This is a genomic window from Pedobacter yulinensis (assembly GCF_003029735.1).
Taxonomy (GTDB): Bacteria; Bacteroidota; Bacteroidia; order Sphingobacteriales; family Sphingobacteriaceae; genus Pedobacter; species Pedobacter yulinensis.
On sequence record NZ_KZ686269.1, the window covers coordinates 409,560 to 427,772 of the forward strand.

Annotated in this window: 20 protein-coding genes; 13 read left to right on the forward strand and 7 right to left on the reverse strand. The window is 54.0% G+C overall.

Going from position 1 to position 18,213, the window contains the following annotated elements; genetic code table 11:
- Positions 1 to 71: 71 nt before the first annotated feature.
- On the reverse strand, positions 72 to 278 hold the full coding sequence (locus C7T94_RS09150) for a hypothetical protein (protein WP_162618630.1): 207 nt from the start codon (positions 276 to 278) through the stop codon (positions 72 to 74).
- Between the two features lie 351 nt (positions 279 to 629).
- Between C7T94_RS09150 and C7T94_RS09155 the strand changes: the two genes are divergently transcribed.
- The 8 genes from C7T94_RS09155 to C7T94_RS09195 all read left to right on the forward strand — a co-directional run bounded on the left by C7T94_RS09155 (position 630) and on the right by C7T94_RS09195 (position 7,895).
- Positions 630 to 1,043 (forward strand): response regulator, encoded by a 414-nt coding sequence (locus C7T94_RS09155; protein ID WP_107215058.1) that lies wholly within the window; start codon positions 630 to 632, stop codon positions 1,041 to 1,043.
- 91 nt (positions 1,044 to 1,134) lie between these two features.
- Positions 1,135 to 1,371 (forward strand): hypothetical protein, encoded by a 237-nt coding sequence (locus C7T94_RS09160; RefSeq protein WP_107215059.1) that lies wholly within the window; start codon positions 1,135 to 1,137, stop codon positions 1,369 to 1,371.
- Between the two features lie 282 nt (positions 1,372 to 1,653).
- On the forward strand, positions 1,654 to 1,917 hold the full coding sequence (locus C7T94_RS09170) for a hypothetical protein (RefSeq protein ID WP_107215061.1): 264 nt from the start codon (positions 1,654 to 1,656) through the stop codon (positions 1,915 to 1,917).
- Positions 1,914 to 2,864 carry a glycosyltransferase family 4 protein gene (locus C7T94_RS09175; RefSeq protein WP_107215062.1) on the forward strand — a complete coding sequence of 317 codons (951 nt, stop codon included), beginning with the start codon at positions 1,914 to 1,916 and terminating at the stop codon, positions 2,862 to 2,864. Before C7T94_RS09170 ends, C7T94_RS09175 begins: the two co-directional genes overlap by 4 nt.
- Positions 2,861 to 4,774 carry a glycosyltransferase gene (locus tag C7T94_RS09180; protein ID WP_107215063.1) on the forward strand — a complete coding sequence of 638 codons (1,914 nt, stop codon included), beginning with the start codon at positions 2,861 to 2,863 and terminating at the stop codon, positions 4,772 to 4,774. The genes C7T94_RS09175 and C7T94_RS09180 overlap by 4 nt, the downstream gene beginning before the upstream one ends.
- On the forward strand, positions 4,764 to 5,363 hold the full coding sequence (locus C7T94_RS09185) for a D-glycero-alpha-D-manno-heptose-1,7-bisphosphate 7-phosphatase (RefSeq protein WP_107215064.1): 600 nt from the start codon (positions 4,764 to 4,766) through the stop codon (positions 5,361 to 5,363). Before C7T94_RS09180 ends, C7T94_RS09185 begins: the two co-directional genes overlap by 11 nt.
- Positions 5,335 to 6,819, forward strand: a complete 1,485-nt coding sequence (gene rfaE2 / locus C7T94_RS09190; protein WP_107215065.1) for a D-glycero-beta-D-manno-heptose 1-phosphate adenylyltransferase — start codon at positions 5,335 to 5,337, stop codon at positions 6,817 to 6,819. Before C7T94_RS09185 ends, rfaE2 begins: the two co-directional genes overlap by 29 nt.
- A gap of 47 nt (positions 6,820 to 6,866) precedes the next feature.
- On the forward strand, positions 6,867 to 7,895 hold the full coding sequence (locus tag C7T94_RS09195) for a glycosyltransferase family 9 protein (protein ID WP_162618631.1): 1,029 nt from the start codon (positions 6,867 to 6,869) through the stop codon (positions 7,893 to 7,895).
- Here C7T94_RS09195 and C7T94_RS09200 read toward each other — a convergent pair.
- The 3 genes from C7T94_RS09200 to C7T94_RS09210 are packed head-to-tail and all read right to left on the reverse strand — an operon-like array spanning position 7,801 to position 11,535.
- Complete coding sequence (locus tag C7T94_RS09200) at positions 7,801 to 8,847, reverse strand: glycosyltransferase family 9 protein (RefSeq protein ID WP_107215067.1); 1,047 nt, start codon at positions 8,845 to 8,847, stop codon at positions 7,801 to 7,803. The two genes, C7T94_RS09195 and C7T94_RS09200, sit on opposite strands and share 95 nt — an antisense overlap.
- Positions 8,844 to 9,815, reverse strand: a complete 972-nt coding sequence (locus C7T94_RS09205; RefSeq protein WP_107215068.1) for a glycosyltransferase family 2 protein — start codon at positions 9,813 to 9,815, stop codon at positions 8,844 to 8,846. The genes C7T94_RS09200 and C7T94_RS09205 overlap by 4 nt, the downstream gene beginning before the upstream one ends.
- Positions 9,757 to 11,535: a carbamoyltransferase family protein gene (locus tag C7T94_RS09210; protein WP_107215069.1), complete on the reverse strand. Its 1,779-nt coding sequence runs from the start codon at positions 11,533 to 11,535 to the stop codon at positions 9,757 to 9,759. Before C7T94_RS09210 ends, C7T94_RS09205 begins: the two co-directional genes overlap by 59 nt.
- 340 nt (positions 11,536 to 11,875) lie before the next feature.
- Here C7T94_RS09210 and C7T94_RS09215 point away from each other — a divergent pair, with 340 nt between their 5' ends.
- The gene (locus tag C7T94_RS09215; RefSeq protein WP_107215070.1) at positions 11,876 to 12,523 is read left to right on the forward strand and encodes a response regulator; all 648 of its coding nucleotides are present in this window, start codon (positions 11,876 to 11,878) and stop codon (positions 12,521 to 12,523) included.
- A 31-nt stretch (positions 12,524 to 12,554) separates the two neighbouring features.
- Here C7T94_RS09215 and C7T94_RS09220 read toward each other — a convergent pair whose 3' ends face one another.
- On the reverse strand, positions 12,555 to 12,824 hold the full coding sequence (locus C7T94_RS09220; protein ID WP_107215071.1) for a hypothetical protein: 270 nt from the start codon (positions 12,822 to 12,824) through the stop codon (positions 12,555 to 12,557).
- A gap of 369 nt (positions 12,825 to 13,193) precedes the next feature.
- On the opposite strand from C7T94_RS09220, the gene C7T94_RS09225 reads away from it, so the two are divergent.
- From C7T94_RS09225 to glgX, 4 genes are read left to right on the forward strand one after another with little or no spacing between them, the layout of a single operon-like run.
- Positions 13,194 to 13,547 carry a hypothetical protein gene (locus tag C7T94_RS09225; RefSeq protein ID WP_162618632.1) on the forward strand — a complete coding sequence of 118 codons (354 nt, stop codon included), beginning with the start codon at positions 13,194 to 13,196 and terminating at the stop codon, positions 13,545 to 13,547.
- A 5-nt stretch (positions 13,548 to 13,552) separates the two neighbouring features.
- On the forward strand, positions 13,553 to 14,230 hold the full coding sequence (locus tag C7T94_RS09230; protein ID WP_107215073.1) for an MgtC/SapB family protein: 678 nt from the start codon (positions 13,553 to 13,555) through the stop codon (positions 14,228 to 14,230).
- A gap of 43 nt (positions 14,231 to 14,273) precedes the next feature.
- Positions 14,274 to 14,561, forward strand: coding sequence for a hypothetical protein (locus tag C7T94_RS09235; RefSeq protein ID WP_107215074.1), 288 nt, complete (start codon positions 14,274 to 14,276; stop codon positions 14,559 to 14,561).
- Between the two features lie 3 nt (positions 14,562 to 14,564).
- The gene (glgX, locus tag C7T94_RS09240) at positions 14,565 to 16,700 is read left to right on the forward strand and encodes a glycogen debranching protein GlgX (protein ID WP_239494969.1); all 2,136 of its coding nucleotides are present in this window, start codon (positions 14,565 to 14,567) and stop codon (positions 16,698 to 16,700) included.
- 163 nt (positions 16,701 to 16,863) lie between these two features.
- Here the strand turns inward: glgX and C7T94_RS09245 are convergent, their stop codons facing one another.
- Both C7T94_RS09245 and C7T94_RS09250 read right to left on the reverse strand, forming a co-directional pair.
- A complete protein-coding gene (locus tag C7T94_RS09245; protein ID WP_107215075.1) occupies positions 16,864 to 17,505 on the reverse strand; it encodes a hypothetical protein in 642 nt (213 codons plus the stop codon).
- Between the two features lie 104 nt (positions 17,506 to 17,609).
- Complete coding sequence (locus C7T94_RS09250; RefSeq protein ID WP_107216036.1) at positions 17,610 to 18,113, reverse strand: low affinity iron permease family protein; 504 nt, start codon at positions 18,111 to 18,113, stop codon at positions 17,610 to 17,612.
- Positions 18,114 to 18,213: the final 100 nt, after the last annotated feature.

Consider the following 18,213-nt stretch of genomic DNA (forward strand, 5'->3'; position numbering starts at 1 on the left):
TTGTCAGGCTGCCGTCTAAAAGCGCAACCCTTCCTGCAATCGACCTCAGCCCAATGCCGCGGGTTGAAGAATCATTCCTGAGGCTTTTTCGTTGTCTGCAACGCGTTCTGCAAACGGTCTTCATCTACATCCAAACTGAGGTCGGCCCGGCTCGCCCGGGCATGTTTCACCACGTTCATGACCAGCTCCTGCAGCATGTGCAGTTCGCCGGGTTTCCCGCATGGCCTGACCAACCAGTTCTTCCAGCTGGATGGTGCTGCGTTTCCAGGCCTGTTCATCGCGACCGATCTTTTGATTGTTCAGACGCCTAAGGCCGATTTTAGTGGCGTACAGCAACTGGCCCAGCCCATTGTGCAGGTTTTCAAAAAGCCGCCGCGTTCGGCAAACAAGCCGTCAGCGGCCGCGCATCGAGCAGATCGCTGGCAGGCGATGTGGCAGAATCTCACAAAACGGTTGGTGAATGCACAGGTTCGTTTTTTTAAAGAACGAAATTATTCCCCGGTTGTTTAAAAGGCCGGCAGTTCGCGAACGTGGGAATCGCTGTACATTGGGTAGTCAACACGTAAAAACAGGTAGAACGGCTGGCTTTATGGGCAGGATTAAAAGTAAATTTGTTCACTGAACTGCCTATGCCCGAAGAACCAGCACTTTTTGACCTGCATGGCCGCCCGCCGCGCATCCTACTGGTCGAAGATGACCCTGCATTGTCAGAAATCCTGAGCGAACTGTTTGCTGACGAGGGCCTGGAGCTGGCGTGCTTGTCTGAGACGACCGATATCATCCCGGCCATAGAACAGTTCTGTCCCGACCTGGTGCTGCTCGATTATTTGCTCCCGTTGACAAATGGCGGTGAGCTGTGCAGCCAGATCAAAAATCATAGCAGTACGCGTACGCTGCCTGTAATCATCTATTCGGCATTTCCCCGACTGCTGATGTCTATAGGTGGCTATGGCTGCGACCGTTTTCTGGAGAAACCTTTTGACCTGAAAAATCTGCTTTGCCAGGTCAGGGAAGTGCTGGCCGGAAAGCGACAGCTATTCTGATCCGGAAAGCGGGTGGCAACTACCCGTTTTTCAATGTTTTCGAAACAATGTGTCGTTTTCCTTGTGGTAATTTAAACTTAAAAGCATCACCATGGAAACAGGAAACAGTCAACACGAAGAAGGCCGGCTGGCCGAAATGATCGAAGATCAAACCGCTAAAATTCCCTCAGACGTTTATTTATGGGCCGCACTTGGCTCAATGGGTGTCTCACTTGCACTTAAATGCATGGGCCATAAGCACAATGCACTCTTTATTGGCCAGTGGGCAGCACCTTTCCTGCTGCTGGGCATTTATAACAAGATCGTCAAGACGCAGGGTCATGACTAAAGTCTTTTCGGCGCGCGCCTCCGGGCCGCGCCTTTTTTATTTCTCTGCCTGATCCCCTTCCCGGATCGGCCTAACCCCGCAACAGTCCCCAGACATTCATTGGCCTCCACTGGCGCAACAAGTACCCAAACGCTTGCGTCTTTTACGGCTTTTGGTGCCCTGTAAACTACGCAAAAAGGCATACTAAAGCGTTTAGGCTGTGTTTCGAGAAAAAACCCTTTCTGTCCGAACGAAACGTTCCCCCGGGTTAAACGTTCCTATCATATCCTAAAATTACTACAAATGGAAACGCAACATATCCCTGAACAAGGCGCCGGTGGTGGTGCTGAATCTGCTTCGAAGTTGTCCTGGCCTGATCCGTTAAATGGACCCGGGCCGGGCGAAGAATACGATTCCCGCTCACCTGAAGAAGGCGAGACACCAGACAGCGAAGAACCAGAACGCGAACCTGAGTCAGGCGACAAGCTGGAGGGCAGCGAGCCTGAGACTGACAAGCCCGAACAGGATTTCGATGTCGACGAAAGCACCGGAGGCTCTGCACTATGAAGATCTTTACCTGGCACATTCACGGCAGTTACCTGTTTTACCTTTCGCAAGGTCCGTGGGATATCTATATTCCCGTAAACGGCCGTCAGGAAGAAGGATACTATGGTCGTGGCACGACATTCCCTTTTGGTGCAAATGTGCATGAGATCCCTATAGCCGAGGTCAGGAATGCTGACTTTGACCTGATCTTGTTTCAGACGGAAAAAAACTACCTGGAAGACCAGCATGAGGTCCTTTCGCCGGAACAGAAAACGCTCCCCAAAATTTTCATTGAGCACGATCCGCCCTGGCAGCATCCTGCAGACGAACGGCATCCGGTAGAAGACCCTGCGGTAACGGTGGTACATGTTACGCATTTTAATGCCCTCATGTGGAACAATCAAGGTTATCCGACACGTGTTATTCCTCATGGCGTCCTGGTTCCTGACTTGCCGGTGATCGAAAAAAAGAACCGGGGCATCGTGGTGATCAACAACTTGTCTGCGCGTGGCCGGATGCTTGGTGCCGACATCTTTGAAAGGGTTGCCGCACAGGTACCACTCGATCTGGTTGGCATGGGTACCGAAAACCTCGGCCTAGGCGAAGTGCTTCACCCCCAGCTGCCTGCTTTCATTTCAGGTTACCGTTTCTTTTTTAACCCGATCCGTTACACCAGCCTCGGGCTGAGCATTTGTGAAGCAATGATGTGTGGCCTTCCAATCGTTGGCCTGGCCACCACCGAGCTTGCTACCACGATCGAATCCGGGTATTCAGGTTACATTCACACGGATGTGGATTACCTGATTGACCGAATGAAATTTTTGCTTGAATATCCTGCGCAGGCAGAAAAAATGGGCGACCATGCAAAACAGGTGGCCCGGGAAAAATTTTCGATAGAGCGGTTTGCCAGCGACTGGAACAGCCTTTTTACCGAGGTAATTGAAAGATCTAAAATCAAGAGTATATGAAACGGATAGCCTTTATCAGCGAGCATGCTTCGCCTTTGGCCAGTCTTGGCCACAAAGATGGTGGGGGCCAGAACGTCTATGTAGGTCAGTTGGCACTGCATCTTTCAAAAATGGGGTATGCCATCGACATTTATACCCGCTGGGAAGACAGTAGCCAGCCGCAGGTTGTTTCTATGGAACCTGGCATCAGGGTGATCCATGTAGAGGCAGGTGAAAAACGCGTGATCCCAAAAGAGGAGCTTTTCGGATTAATGGCAGATTTCAGCACGAACATGCGCAGCTTCATGGTTCAGGAAAACCTGGACTATCAGCTGGTCCATGCCAATTTTTTCATGTCAGGCATGGTAGCCATAGACCTGAAAAAAGCCCTCGGTATTCCCTTCGTGATCACGTTTCATGCCTTGGGCAAGGTGCGCAGGCTGCACCAGAAAGAACAGGACCTGTTCCCGCAAGAGCGCTTGGGTATCGAAGCGGAACTCGTGCGCCAGGCAGACCTCATCATTGCCGAATGTCCTCAAGACAAAGAAGACCTGCTTAACCTCTACGGTGCTGCTGAAGAAAAGATCGAGATCGTTCCCTGCGGATTTAACCCGGAAGAGTTTTTTCCGGTCGATAAACAAGTGGCACGCAAACAACTGGGGCTTGCTGACGATGAGCAGGTGATCCTTCAGCTGGGGCGGATGGTGCCGCGTAAAGGAATCGATAACGTGATCAGGGCGCTGCCGCATGTAACCGGTAACAAGGCACTCAAACTGATCGTCGTAGGCGGCCAGACAGACGATGCCGAAATGCTTCGCCTGAAAGCCATTGCCCGCGACCTGCAGGTAACGCACCAGGTGGTATTTGAGGGCAGCAAGCAGCGGCGTGAGCTGAGCATGTATTACAATGCCGCCGATATTTTTGTGACCACACCCTGGTATGAACCGTTCGGCATCACGCCGCTCGAAGCCATGGCCTGCGGAACTCCGGTAATCGGGGCAAACGTAGGCGGAATCAAATACACTGTGCAGGAGGGAAAAACCGGTTACCTGGTCACGCACAATAGTCCGCATGAACTGGCCAGACGGCTGACCGACCTGCTGGGTGATGATGCAAAGCGCCTGAAAATGGGCGCAGAAGCCATTAAACGGGTAAACCGCAATTTTACCTGGGAGAAAGTTGCCCTGCAAGTGTCGGGCGTTTACCAGCGTGTGCTGGGCAAGACGGCTATGCAGGATACCGAGGATGACGTTGCGGAAGTACAGGAAGCACTGTACGAGGCAGCACTGACCTTTTACCGTTCATCGGCAGCCCTCTCCTCGGTTGTGGCAGAAGCCGCGGCCATTATGAGTTCCTGTCTGCGCAAGGGCAGAAAGATCCTTGTCTGCGGCAATGGTGGCAGCGCGGCCGAATCACAGCACCTGGCCGCCGAGCTGGTCGGGCGATTCGAAATTCCGGAGCGAAGGGGCCTTCCCGTCATTTCGCTGACGGCAGACACCTCCATTCTCACGGCATGGGGGAATGATTTCGGCTTTGACCGGGTTTTCGAACGGCAGGTAGAAGCGTACGGACAGGAAGGCGATGTTCTGATCGTTCTCAGCACCAGCGGACGGTCGGAAAATATTCTCCGTGCCATGCGCGCCGCCACCGCGGCCGGCATGCAAAACATAGCCATGCTCGGTAAAGACGGGGGCGCCGCAGCAAAGCTTGCAGATATCAGCCTGATCGTACCATCAGAAAGTACACAACGCATCCAGGAACTGCACCTGCACCTGGTGCACCTGCTGTGCACACTTGTAGAGAAACATCTGTTCATGGCCAAACCTGAGCAGGAACGGGAAACAGCACGTCAGGCCATCAGAATGATGCCCGTAAAGCTGGGTACTGAAGCGGCCGCCGATAGCATGCAGAAGCGCAGGTATGGAAGTTAAAGCTGCCATATTTCTTGACAAAGACGGTACGCTGGTTAACGATGTGCCTTATAACGTGGACCCGGCCAAAATAACGCTGGCAGATCATATCATTAAAGGCCTGAAGCTGCTTGCAGCCTCAGGCTTCAGGCTGTTCGTGGTCTCCAACCAGTCAGGTGTGGCGCGTGGTTATTTCAGGCCTGAGGCCCTGAACGGCGTCGAGTCCTGTCTGAGCGGGCTGCTCTCTGCACAAGGCGTGCGGCTCGAGGGGTTTTATTTTTGTCCGCACCATCCCGATGGCAGCGTTCGCGGTTATAATGTGGATTGCGGCTGCCGTAAACCCATGCCAGGCATGCTGCTGTGTGCGGCCCGGGAACACGGGATTGACCTGAGCCGGTCTTGGATGATCGGCGATATCCTGAATGATGTGGAGGCGGGGCACCGTGCCGGGTGCCGTTCGGTGCTGATTGACAATGGAAACGAGACCGAGTGGTTGCCCGGGCCTTACCGCAGTCCCGAGATCAGCGCTGCCAGCATTGACGAGGCGGCTATCAAAATTGTTGAACAAATGAAATCGGCAAATGAAAAATCTGAAAGAATACCTGCATAATTTCGCCGGCCTGCGGCTGCTGGTCATTGGCGATGTCATGCTTGATGTCTACGTAAGCGGCAGCTGCCGCAGGCTGGCGCCCGAAGTAAGCGCACCTGTACTGAATGCCGAAGACCGCGAGTATTGCCTGGGCGGAGCGGCGAACCTTGCCGCGAACGTGGCCGCACTTGGCGCAACCGTCTCCATTGCCGGGGTGATTGGCGACGATGACGCGGGCAGACGTATCCGTGCCATGCTGAATCAACGCGGTATTGACACCGACGTGCTTTGTATGGACGAGGGTCGCGCCTCAATTACCAAGACACGTTTTTCCTCTGGCGGACAAACATTTTTGCGCCTCGATGAGGGATGTGAACTTCCGCTTGATGAACAGACCGCCGGGCATCTTTCGCAGGTCATCGCGGGCGTCTGGTCTGATTACGATGGTGTGATCCTTTCAGACTATGGCAAAGGTTGCCTGGTACCGGCTGTTGCATCGAAGCTCGCCGCGCTGCAAAAATATGAGCATAAATTTCTTGCCGTAGACAGCAAGGATGCCACGCGGTTCAGAGACCTGCGCCCGGCTTTGCTCAAACCAAATTTCGATGAGGCGCAAGCTTTGCTGGGAAGACCAGTAACCGGAAACCGCGCAGCTGAACTTCAGGCCGCTGGCCGGGAGCTTTTTGATAAGACCGGTGCAGAATTGATCTTTCTGACCCTGGATGAAGCGGGTTGCCTGGTATTTGAAAACGGAAGGTTCGGCACAGCCATACCGGCATACCCGGTTGAGCGCCCGCAGGTTAGCGGTGCCGGCGATACCTTTACCGGTGCTGTAACCCTGGCGCTTCTTTCGGGTGCCACGCCGGCTGAAGCAGCAGATCTGGCCGCAAAAGCGGCCGCCGTTGTGCTCAAGAAGTCTGGTACGGCGTGCTGCGCCCCCGGAGAACTGCTTTCGCTCGAAGCCGGGGAGGAGAAAGAGCTATCCAAAAAGGCTATTTTGGAATTGCTGGAACGCGAGCGGGCTGCCGGTAAAAAGATCGTTTTTACAAACGGGTGTTTTGATATTCTCCACAGCGGCCATGTGCGTTACCTGCAGCAGGCCCGGAAACTGGGCGATGTGCTGGTCGTTGGCCTGAACCGTGACGACAGCATCAGGCGGCTGAAAGGAAGCGACCGGCCTGTGAACAAACTTGCTGACCGCCTGGAAGTACTCAGCTCACTGGCCTGCGTGGACTTTGTTATCCCCTTCGGCAGTCCCAAAGACGACACACCCTGCGCCCTGATCCGCCTGGTGAAACCCGATATTTTCGTTAAAGGCGGCGATTACAAAAACGCCGTGCTGCCTGAAAAGGCAGTGCTTGACCAGCTGGGCAGTCGAATTGCGTTCATACCCGTCGTGAACGGCCGGTCTACCTCAGCTGTGATCAAAAAAATTGCCGGTACCCAATTAAAAAGCGGATGGATAACGGGAACCTAGGTTCGTGGGCCGCCTGCAGGCGTATACTATGCATCAGGCCCGATAACATGGGCGATGTACTGATGTCTTCACCGGCCATCCGGGCACTGAAGGAAACATTCGGCTGTCATGTGGCGCTGCTGACCTCTGAAAAAGGCGCCGCCGCTGCACATCTGAATCCTTTTATTGACGAAGTGATTGTTTGCGACCTGCCCTGGCAGAAGTTTTTCGACCGCGACCCCGGTGCCGATTCGGTGCTTGGCCTGGTAAACAGCCTTCGCGAAAGAAACTATGATGGCTGTGTGGTTTTGACTGTTTACAGCCAGAACCCCATGCCCTGCATCATGCTGGGCTACCTGGCCGGCATACCACGTCGGCTGGCTTATTGCCGCGAGAATCCTTACGGGCTACTCACCAACTGGCTGCCCGACAAAGAGCCCTATTCCGTAATTCTGCACCAGGTTACCCGCGACCTTGACCTGGTGGCTGCAATTGGGGCACAGCCTTCAGACGACCACCTGGTTGCCAGCGTTTCTGATGCCGCGCGGCGGCAAATGCATGCTGTATTGAAAACAAAGGTAAAAGACAGTCAAAAGCCCTTGCTGCTGATCAGCCCGCAGGCGTCAGAATCCAGGCGAGGCCTTTCGCCGGACTATTGGTCTGACCTGCTTGCCCTGCTCCACGCAACGGGGGCGTATAGCCTTGTCTTGTGCGGAACAGCCGGGCAGCGAAAGGAGCTAAATGTACTGTCTGCCGCGGCCCCCGATGCGATAACGCTGGCTGGTGAACTGGCTGTCGACGAGCTTGCTGCGCTTATCGAATGCGCAGCCGTGGTGCTCACCGTAAATACCGGCACCGTACACCTGGCAGCCGCACTCGGTACACCTGTCTGTGTGCTCTATGCCAGGACAAATCCCCAGCACACGCCCTGGAAGGTAGTCAATAAGGTGTTTTATTATTCGCCTGAAACCGCGCCCAGCCGCAATGAGGTGGTTGCCTATGTTAACGGTTTGTTATACCAGGAACAGCTGCCGCCTCCTCATCCTGAAACGGTGGTCGCGGAACTTGGCCAGCTCTGTCGAATAGCCGCCCCATAGCGGCATGCACCCTGATAATCCCCGGACCGGTGGTCCAGTCGATCGTTTCGTGCAGCTCTGTGTTTCTGGGCCCCCAGCGCCCGGGTTCGCCATCCATGCTGATCACCACACTTGGCACGCGAAGCGCCGCAGCGAGGTGGGAAATACCCGTGCAATTGCAGAGCAGGCCGGCGGCGCCTTCAAGCAATGCGGCCAGTGTGCCCAGGTCAGTTAAGCCACAGGCATTGAAAGCCTGGCCCCGCATGTGGCCTGCTACCTCTTCAGCGATGCTGTGCTCGCCCTTTGTCCCGGTTAAAACTACCTTAAAACCGTTGCTGATACACAGGTCGGCCATGGCGCCGAAATATACGGGCGGCCATTGCCGCCAGACCCCCCGCGAGCCGGGATGCACGCAGATGTAAGGCTTGACAAGGGGCAACGCCAGGGTGGTCAGATGGCGGCGGTCTGCGGCGGTGACGTTAAACTCCATATCTGGATCCTTGGCGGCAATACCCAAATGTACCATGAGGCTGAGGTGCCTTTCAGTTTCATGAATGTCGGCGGGATAGAAAAGGAAATTTTCGTTTTGCAGTGCTGCTGCCTGACAGAAACCTGCCAGGCGCGTGGGGGCGAGCTGCTGCAGCATATCGTTTACAATATTGCCGTTGCCCTGCATCTGCAGCAACAAATCGTAAGGTGGATCGCGTTTTTCTGAAACGAACTGCCGGAATCGCGCGGCATCAGGAGTTTGCTCGGGCAAGCCCGGGTACCCGGGAAAATCGACAAAACCATCAATGTAATGCGGAAAGCGGCCAGCCAGTTCCCGCGCGCCGGGCAGGCCGATCAGCTCGATCCGGGCTGCTGGGTACGCCTGCCTTAACGCGCGCATGGCAGGAATGCTGCACAAGAGATCACCAAGCTGCAAGGCACGGAATATGCCGATGCGAAAAGGTTTCGGGCTCTGGGCGCTCATAACAATGCGGTTTTATAACGGATGTTCCCGACCATGCGCCAGTAAACTGAGAGTGTCGGGATGACCAGGGAAGTGACCAGCATCTCGGCTATGTCGCGAGCCGTCTTACTCGTGCGGTAAAGCCGCTTCAGAGCAAAACCGAACAACAGGAGGCCAAGCCCGGCGGCGGCAATCCCGGCCGCAGTCCACTCAGCTTTCAGCACGCTGATCAGCAGCACGACCCAGAGCGCGTTGACAACATAATAAAACCAGAGCGGCCTGGGCTGTATCTTTTGTCTGTAAAACGCAGGATACTTTTTATATAGAAGGACATCATACATGCCCTTTTTTTGTTCGGAGAGGCTCAGGCCAAAACGGCCGCTGCGAACGGGGTGTACCACAACGGCAGGCGCTACCTTTTTGATCCCGATGCTGTGTTCGAGGAGGCGGAACTGAAGGTCTGAGTCTTCCCGCCACGCCACTTCGAACCGCTCATCAAAACCGCCTGTCAGGATCAGGGCTTGTTTGCTGACCGCGCAGTTGGCGGTGATAAACTCTGCTGTTTCCAGCCCTTTGGTATTCAATGCATGGTCGCTGACGCGCCAGCCTGTCGGCACAATGGTGGTACCGGTAAAGGCAGCCGGTTCATCGGTTGTGGCGGCACGTACCAGGTGTTTGAGCCAGTTGCGATCGGGCAGGCAGTCGTCGTCGGTAAAAGCGACGAGGGTGCCGCGGGCGGTCAGCCAACCCAGATTACGCGCGGCCGCCGGCCCTTTTTTTACAGATGTGTGCAGGTACCGGAAATTGACCGGCTGCTTGTTGATATAGGTCTTTAGTGCTGCCTCTGTTTTTGGGTCGGGCCCGTCGCTGACAACGATCACCTCAAAAAGGGCCTTGTCGAGCTGCTGTTTTCTAAGACTGTCCAGGCAGTTAAGCAATAAGTTCGTCCTGTTGTAAGTTGGTATAACTACCGATACTTTTATTTGCATTGGCTTTTTCAATTAAGAATGATCCCATAATTAAGGCGTCGAACGGCGAAGTCCAGAAACAACTGATAGCGTCTTTCGGCGTACAGACGATCGGCTTGCCAAGAATGTTGAAGCTGGTGTTAACCAAAACCGGCACCCCCGTCTTCTGTTTAAACGCCTTCAATAATGCATGATATTCGGGGTGCTGCTGCGCATTGACGGTCTGAATACGCGCTGTTCCGTCTACGTGCCGCACGGCCGGGATCAGGTCTTCCTTGCCCGCCGCTACCCGGTTCACAAACAGCATGAATGGCGACTCGACGGCTCCTTCGAACCATTCAGCGGCGTCTTCCTGCAGCACCACGGGCGCAACCGGTCGAAAATCTTCGCGGTCCTTCACCTCATTGAGTCGGGCCTGCATGTCGGGGCTGATTGGCGAGGCCAGAATAGACCGGCTGCCGAGCGCCCTGGGCCCAAATTCCATGCGGCCCTGGAACCAGCCGATAATCTTGTCGGCCGCCAGGATCTCTGCCGTCTCGGTGGCTACATCGTCCATTTTACGGTAAGGAACTTTGGCCCACTGCAGCAGTTTTTCGATTTCATCGTCCGTATATTCAGGCCCCCAGTAAGCATGCTCCATGACAAATTCCTTGTCGGCCGGTGTCCGCGTACTGTTGTCTATCCAGAGTGCGGCACCAAGCGCGGTGCCCGAATCGCCCGAGGCGGGCTGGGCCCAGACGTTTTTAAAGCCGCTCTCATCCCGCAGTCGGGCATTCAGTACGCAGTTCAGGGCTACACCGCCGGCAAGACAAAGGTTTTCGGCCCTGGTTACATCGCGCAGCCAGCTGCTGAGCTCCAGCACGCTTTCTTCTAGTACAAGCTGCAGGGAACGGGCAATGTTAAAATGCTTTGCCGAAAATTCGTCGCTACGCAGGCGGGCCGGGCCGAATAACTGCTCGAGCGGTGTTTGTTTGATCGTGTACTGCCCGTCACGACCTACCTGAACCAAGTCGCGGAAAGCCGCGAGGTATTCGGGCTTACCGTAAGAGGCCAGGGCCATGACTTTGTATTCATCAGAAGAGTGCAGAAAGCCGAGATACGTGGTCACCTGCTCGTATAACAGACCGAGCGAGTGGGGCAGGGGCACCTCCGCAATGCCGGTCAGGCCGATGCCGGCCCCAAGGCTATAGGTGGTCGCTACGTTCTCGCCGCGCCCGTCAAGTGTCATAACTGCTGCATGCGAAAAGGGTGAGGGCAGGAAAGCGCTTGCCGCATGCGCAAGGTGGTGGTCTACAAAATGCCACTCCCAGTCGCCCGTGCTGCTGCCTGTAAAAAATTTCTGCAGGTGGTGCGGGTAACCGTCAACGAGGTGGTCGGGCGCATTAAGGATAGACGACAGAAACAAGTTTTCCCACAACGCCCGCTTGCGGGCCGGGTCCATATCCTTGTCCGGGAAAAAGGGAATCGTAATCTCCGACTGCGTTGCCTGTCCTTTTTCCATACAAAGTTGCGGGTTAAACGAATAGGCTATATGATCGACCTGGCTCAGGTGCAAGCCTGCCTGTTCCAGGCAATAGGCAATGGCGTGGTAAGGAAGTTCATACGTCGAAAAAGGAATAGGACGCTTGCCATGCTTGTAGCCTGTAAAGCGTTCTTCTTCAGCTGCCGAAAGCAGCACCCCATCTTTAACCAGACAGGCGGCAGAGTCATGAAAAACAGCGTTGATGCCGAGTGTATACATAGTGGAAACTTAGGTTTGGTAACCTAACGCAGCCCGGCACCCGAACGATTTGAGTATTTTGTTTTTCAGTACTTGGCTTTGTGTCAGACGTAGTTTACACGCTTATCAGACCCTTGAGGAGAACATGTGGGCGTTCTGAGCTGCAGCTGAGGTGTTCAGTTGAACTGTAGCTGCCGGCGCCCGATGTGATGTACGCCCCAGGTGGTCAACTACGCATTATTTGAACCATAAAAACACCTGGAAGACAGCTGTGTTAGAAATGATGGCCGCAGAAATGATACATGAGCGGAAGTTTTAAGTAAATCCGGCCATTACCAGGGTCACTGTTATACATAGTCGTATGATCAATATTATACTTGCTGAAGACCATAACATTGTACGCAATGGTATTCGGACAATTTTAGAGGAGCATAAAGGATTCGCCGTACTTGCAGATGTGAGCGATGGCCTGGAAGCCTGGGCACTGATTGCTGAGGGCGCAAAAGCAGACATTATTCTGGCCGACATCAGCATGCCCAACCTGGATGGATTGGGCCTGGTGCGCAAGTGCCGCGAGGCCGATTATTCCGGAAAGTTTATCTTTCTGTCCATGATGGACAGTGAGAAATACATCGCCGACGCCTTCCAGGCCGGTGCTGACGGATACCTGTTGAAGGACGTAGGACCAGAAGAGCTTATTTTTGCCATTGCTCAGGTTAATGCCGGTTTCCGCTACCTTAGTTCTACACTTGCCGATTATTTTATCGATAAGTTCCTGGGAAAACCCGCCGTGCGCCTGGTTGATGGGGACAGCATTGATTTCTCTGGCCGGGAACTCGAAATTCTCCGGCTGATCAGCGAAGGAATGACCAATCAGGAAATGGCCGGAATTTTAAACATCAGCAAGCGGACCGTGGAAGGGCACCGTCAGACCTTGCTCGAAAAAACGCACACAAGGAACACAGCTGCACTTATCCGTTTTGCGATTACAACCGGTTATGTGATTTGATCCGCCCCCTGCGCATATCGTTCCGGCAGCGTCAGGAATCCTGATCGGTGTTTTTTTCGCCGTTGTCGATAGCTGATGAGTCTCCTAAACCAAAACTTTTGTCGCTGCGGTCTTCTTCCCCAGACCCCGATTGCCTTGCCTGTTCGTCCGAGCGCGTTTTTTTTGCATTTTCCTGCATTTGACGGATACTGTTTTCATCACGGGCGCCGTCACGAATGTGCCCGTCGTCTGTGCGCAGGTCGTCTGCCTGCCGGCCTACCGGTTGTTTTCCGGGTTGTCCAGACTTCTCTGAGTTTTCCATGTGCTGTGTTTTAAGGTGATTTTATTTGTACCGGGTTAATACGATGATGGCGGTCAGAAATGCGACGCCCAAATGCCAGGTATGATCATATCAGGCCGCTTTGTGTATGAACACATCATAGAAGATAAGGTTTTGCTTCAGATTTAAAGGCGTACTTCGCCGACCAGGCGGCAAGTACCCGTGCTGGCCCGATCGCATCTGCTGATAGTTCTGCCATGATCGGTCCGGCCTGTCACGGTCCTGGGAAGCGTAAAACTACCTGATCCGGAAATCGACCAGAACAATTGACGGCGCTGATCGGTTGTATTTGCAGATTGCGGCCGGTGCCGGTAACCCGCCCGGACCGATAAACTTCAAAACATGACAGTCATGCAGAACGAATCACAACAGAACCCTGAAGAGGAAATTCCAAACATGGATCAGTTCCAGGTAGGCCGTGCCCCGGCCGAAGAAAAACAGCTCGACGACGACGGCAACAGCAATGTGACCGGAACAAATGCTGAAGAAAATGAATATACACCCGGCGAGGTGGAATATGCTGATGGCGAAGGAACCCGTCTTGACGAAGAAATTGCCGGCGGGGATGGCCCACTGACTGACGCTGAAGTTGCCGGTGATGACGGCGCTTACGATGAAGATGAAGATACGGATCTCAGCGAAGACAGCGACCTTGACGACGACATGGGCCTGGAAGGCCAGGATCTTGACGAAGAGGAGAAATAGATAAGATGCCCGAACTGACATTGGCCGACCTGTTAAGCCGCCTCGGACTGGCGGTGTTGCTTGGGGCAATCATTGGATTTGAGCGGGAGCGAAAGGAGTGGGCCGCCGGTCTTAAAACCCATGCCCTGGTATGTCTGGGCGCTTCGCTTGCTATGATCGTATCAGCCTACGGTTTTTCAGATGTTATTGTCTATGAAGGCGTTGAGTTGGATCCCTCGCGGGTTGCAGCCCAGGTCATTAGTGGCGTAGGCTTTCTTGGAGCAGGTACAATCCTGTTCTTTAAGCAACAGGTTATTCGCGGACTTACCACTGCAGCTGGTTTGTGGGGTGTAGCCTCGATCGGCCTGGCCTGCGGCGGCGGTATGTACCTGGCAGCCGTCGCAGCGACGATCTTTTTTCTTGCTGTCCTGCTCGGTCTTAGCTGGCTTGAAAGAAATTATTTCGGCAAAAGGTCAGAGACTGTGCTTTCTGTAGAACTGGACATGCGTGACAACGTCCTGGACGAAATCAGGGCTGCATTGGAAGGCGCACAGCTGGACATCAAAAAGCTAAGTATCGTGCCCGGCAATGGCGTACCAGACAGCCTGCAGATCGTGCTGGGAAAATTTTCGCCCGAGAAAAAACTCGCCGCAGTGGGTGAGAAGATCGCACAGCTTGGCGGTGTGCGCAAAATTGAATGGTAACCCGAAGCGGGTATGCCAGTGTATTCACATTTATAAAGGATTGATGAACGCTTTTAACATACATGTACCTTATCTGCACGATCAGGTAACACTGACCATCTTGCCGGTTGAGGCCGGTTACCAGGTCATTTATTTCGGAAAGATCGCTGCATTACTCAGCCAGAACGATGGTGGTTGGCAAGAGGCCCCCCTGGCATCGACAGATCTGGGGGACCTGCCGCTCTACGATCCGGAGGCGTTCCCTGAAAACCCCCCGTTGGTGATTGACCGAAACCTGCTCCTGGCTATTGGGCGTGAAATAGACATGTACCTTCAGACTGCCTCATCCTAACTTATGTACAACGACTCCATGCTGCAGGCTAACGATGAACAGTTGGCGCAGCTGCCAGGATCAGACTATCCACTGGGCGCCAACTGGGATGGCGGCGGTGTTAATTTTGCCGTGTATGCGCAAAATGCCAGCCGCGTCTGGCTTTGCCTGTTCGATGAGGCGGCCAGCGGTGCTGAGCGTGTTCGCGTTCCGCTGCACAAATTCACACACGGTGTTTGGCATGGCTATTTTCCGGATCTGCGTCCGGGCCAATTGTACGGATTCCGTGCCGAGGGGCCGTACCAGCCGGAAGCGGGCGAGCGCTACAATGTGAACAAACTCCTTCTGGACCCCTATGCCCGCTCTATATCGGGAGAGCTGAAATGGGATGATGCGCTTTTTGGTTATGAGCTGGGTCACGAATCGGGCGACCTGACCTTTTCTGATAAAGACAGCGCACCTTTTATGCCTAAATGCGTAGTTATTGACCAGCAATTTGATTGGCAGAATGACCGCATGCCCCGCCTTGCCCGGGAGCGTTCGGTGATCTACGAAGCACATGTAAAAGGACTGAGCCAACTGCACCCCGATGTACCCGAAGAGTTGCGCGGCACCTATGCCGGCATCGCGCATCCCGCCATGATCGGTTACCTCCGGGATCTCGGCATTAATACGATTGAACTGTTACCTGTGCACACCTTCGTGTCTGATCACCACCTGCATGAAAGAGGGCTGAGCAATTACTGGGGCTACAATTCGATCGGTTTTTTTGCGCCCGACCGCCGCTATGCATCAGGCTCTGAACCAGGTTCTGAAGTGGCCGAGTTCAAGGAAATGGTGCGCCGCCTGCACGAAGCGGGGATAGAGGTCATCCTGGATGTCGTTTATAACCACACCGGCGAGGGCAACCACATGGGGCCTACCTTATGTTTCCGAGGGCTCGATAACCACGGTTATTACCGGCTGGAACCCGGACAGGCACGCTATTACCGCGACTATACCGGCACAGGGAATACGCTCAATACGACTGTTCCCAATGTACTCCGGCTCATTATGGACAGCCTTCGTTACTGGATCACCGAAATGCATGTAGATGGTTTCAGATTCGACCTGGCCTCGACACTCGCGCGCGAGCAATTTGATGTAAGCAGGGACAGCGCATTCCTGGATATTATTTACCAGGATCCCGTGATATCGCAGGTTAAATTGATTGCCGAACCCTGGGATGTTGGCGATGGTGGCTACCAGGTGGGTAATTTCCCCCAGGGTTGGAGCGAATGGAACGGCAAGTTCCGCGATTGCTGGCGGCGGTTCTGGCGGGGCGATGAAGGTACGATTGGCGAGGTTTCCTGCCGTTTTCTGGGCAGTCCGGACCTCTATCAGGCCGATTCGCGGATGCCCAGCGCAAGCATTAATTTCATCACTGCGCACGACGGCTTCAGCCTGTATGACCTGGTTAGTTACAACGAGAAACACAATGCAGCCAATGGCGAAGAAAACCAGGATGGCGAAAGCGAGAACCTTTCCTGGAACTGCGGCGCCGAAGGCGAGACCGAAGACGAGCAGGTGCTAAACCTGCGCAGGCGCCAGCAGCGAAACCTGCTGTGCGGATTGTTGCTCTCTCAGGGCACCCCGATGATGACCGCGGGGGCCGAGTGCGGCAAAACACAAAACGGCAATAACAACGCCTATTGCCAGGACAACGAAATCTCCTGGCTCGACTGGGAACGCCGGGACCACGACCTGTATGCCTTCACACGCGCGTTGCTGGCTTTCAGACGCGATAACCCGATATTGAGCCAGGACAACTGGATCATGGGCGACCGTGCATCCAGCACGGACGCAAGGACCGTAGCCTGGTTTACACCCGAAGGCGGTGAAATGAAGACCAAACACTGGCACGAAGCGCACCGCAAAACGCTCTGCATTTTCCTGACCCAGCGTGCCTCAAATCATGACATGGCGGCGGCCACACTGTATCTGATCTTCAATGCCTCGCATGAGGCCATTAATGTTACGTTCCCGCGGCGGGCTTATAAACGTTCCTGGGAGCTCGCATTTGCCAGTCTTGAACCGCAAGAACAGGAGGCACTGACCTGGCAGCAATCGGTCAATTGTCCGCCTCACTGCGTCCTGGTTTTCCGTTCGCGCGAGAAATAAGAAAGCTGCCCCGCAAGGAATCATTTTTTCAACAGCGCTCATTGCAGATAAAATAACTTATCATGGAACATCCTCATTTCGATAGAAATACGGATGTTCCATTAGAGGCTGATCATCGGGACACGCGGTCCGGCTGCCTGCAGACAGCGGCTTCGTTAAAGGTTTATTTGTTTCCTGTATCAAGAAGACCTGCTACCAGGCTTTTCCATTGCGGGTAGGAAAAACCAAGTTTGGCACCAAACCCTACAAAGGCATTCCTGATGTTATCAATGATATCGCCCGTTTCCAGGTTGGCCACTTCATTTCTGCCATGTTCTTCGGCGGTTACTTCATTGGCCATGCGTTTTACCTGAAAGGTCGAGGTTGCGGTATCCTTCAGGAAGTGCGCAGTATTTTCACCTGCTCCCAGCGGATGGGCGGATGGACGCACGCGGAGTGTGGTGACCTCGCTATCGGCTTCCCTGTCTTCTGCCAGCTCTTCGATCAAGACCCAGTCATAGCCCTCACCAGTTCGGATGCCCGGGCCGGGAATATCGATCCGGATAAAATCACCTTGAGCCGCGGGCCGCTCGGCTGCACGGCCAGCATCATCGAAAAGTTTAAAGGCCGACATGGGCAATTTGGCCATTTCACCCCAGCGGTTTACGTCGAGCAATCTGGCCCGCACCACCTCATAAAAAGAACTTGCTGCACCGGCGGTATCGAGCGTTACTTTTTCTACCGCATTCATTTCTGCGCCCGTTGTTTGCTCAGGCACGCGGTCAGATCCGGGTCCGCGGTTGCCATTGTCGTCGCTCAGGTTCATATCTTGATTTATTTAAGTTGTGACCACCGCAGGCCCGGTCGGGCATACGGCATGCTTGGTAAGATAACCCGGCGGTAGGGCAAAAGTTTAAAGCAGGTGCAGGCTTAACGTTCGGCTGTTGGGCCCGGCCTTTTTCGTTCAGCGTCCGGCTCCTTTTTTTGCAAGGCGTCGTTCCTTGCGTTTTTTACCTCCTGTACCTGCTCAGCCGCATCTATTGAGTGCGATTTATGGATGTCATCATCTTCTTCTGCTTCATCAGAAAGTTTTTTATAATATTTGTGCAGCACATCCAGTTCTTCCTCGCTCAGATCTTCAATGTCCACCATCCGGTTGCTGGCATACCGACTGGCTGCCACCAGTTCGTTCAGCTTAAGCTGAATGGCTTTGGCATCTTTGTTCTGGGTTTTTTGAATGAGAAAAACCATCAGAAAAGTAACAATGGTTGTACCGGTATTGATGACCAGTTGCCAGGTATCGGAATACTTGAAGATGGGCCCGCTGATTCCCCAGGCCAAAACAATAAGCAGTGCAATGGTAAATGCCGGCGGGCTGCCTGCCAGGGTCGTGATCTTATTGGCAAGGCTTTCGAAGATGCTGCGCTTTTTCATAATAACGTTTCGTATACAAACAGACTTGCGTACAATTTGATTTTTACGCCGGGTAAAAATTACATCACGGCCCCGGTAAATACCTGTATCTGTTTCGACA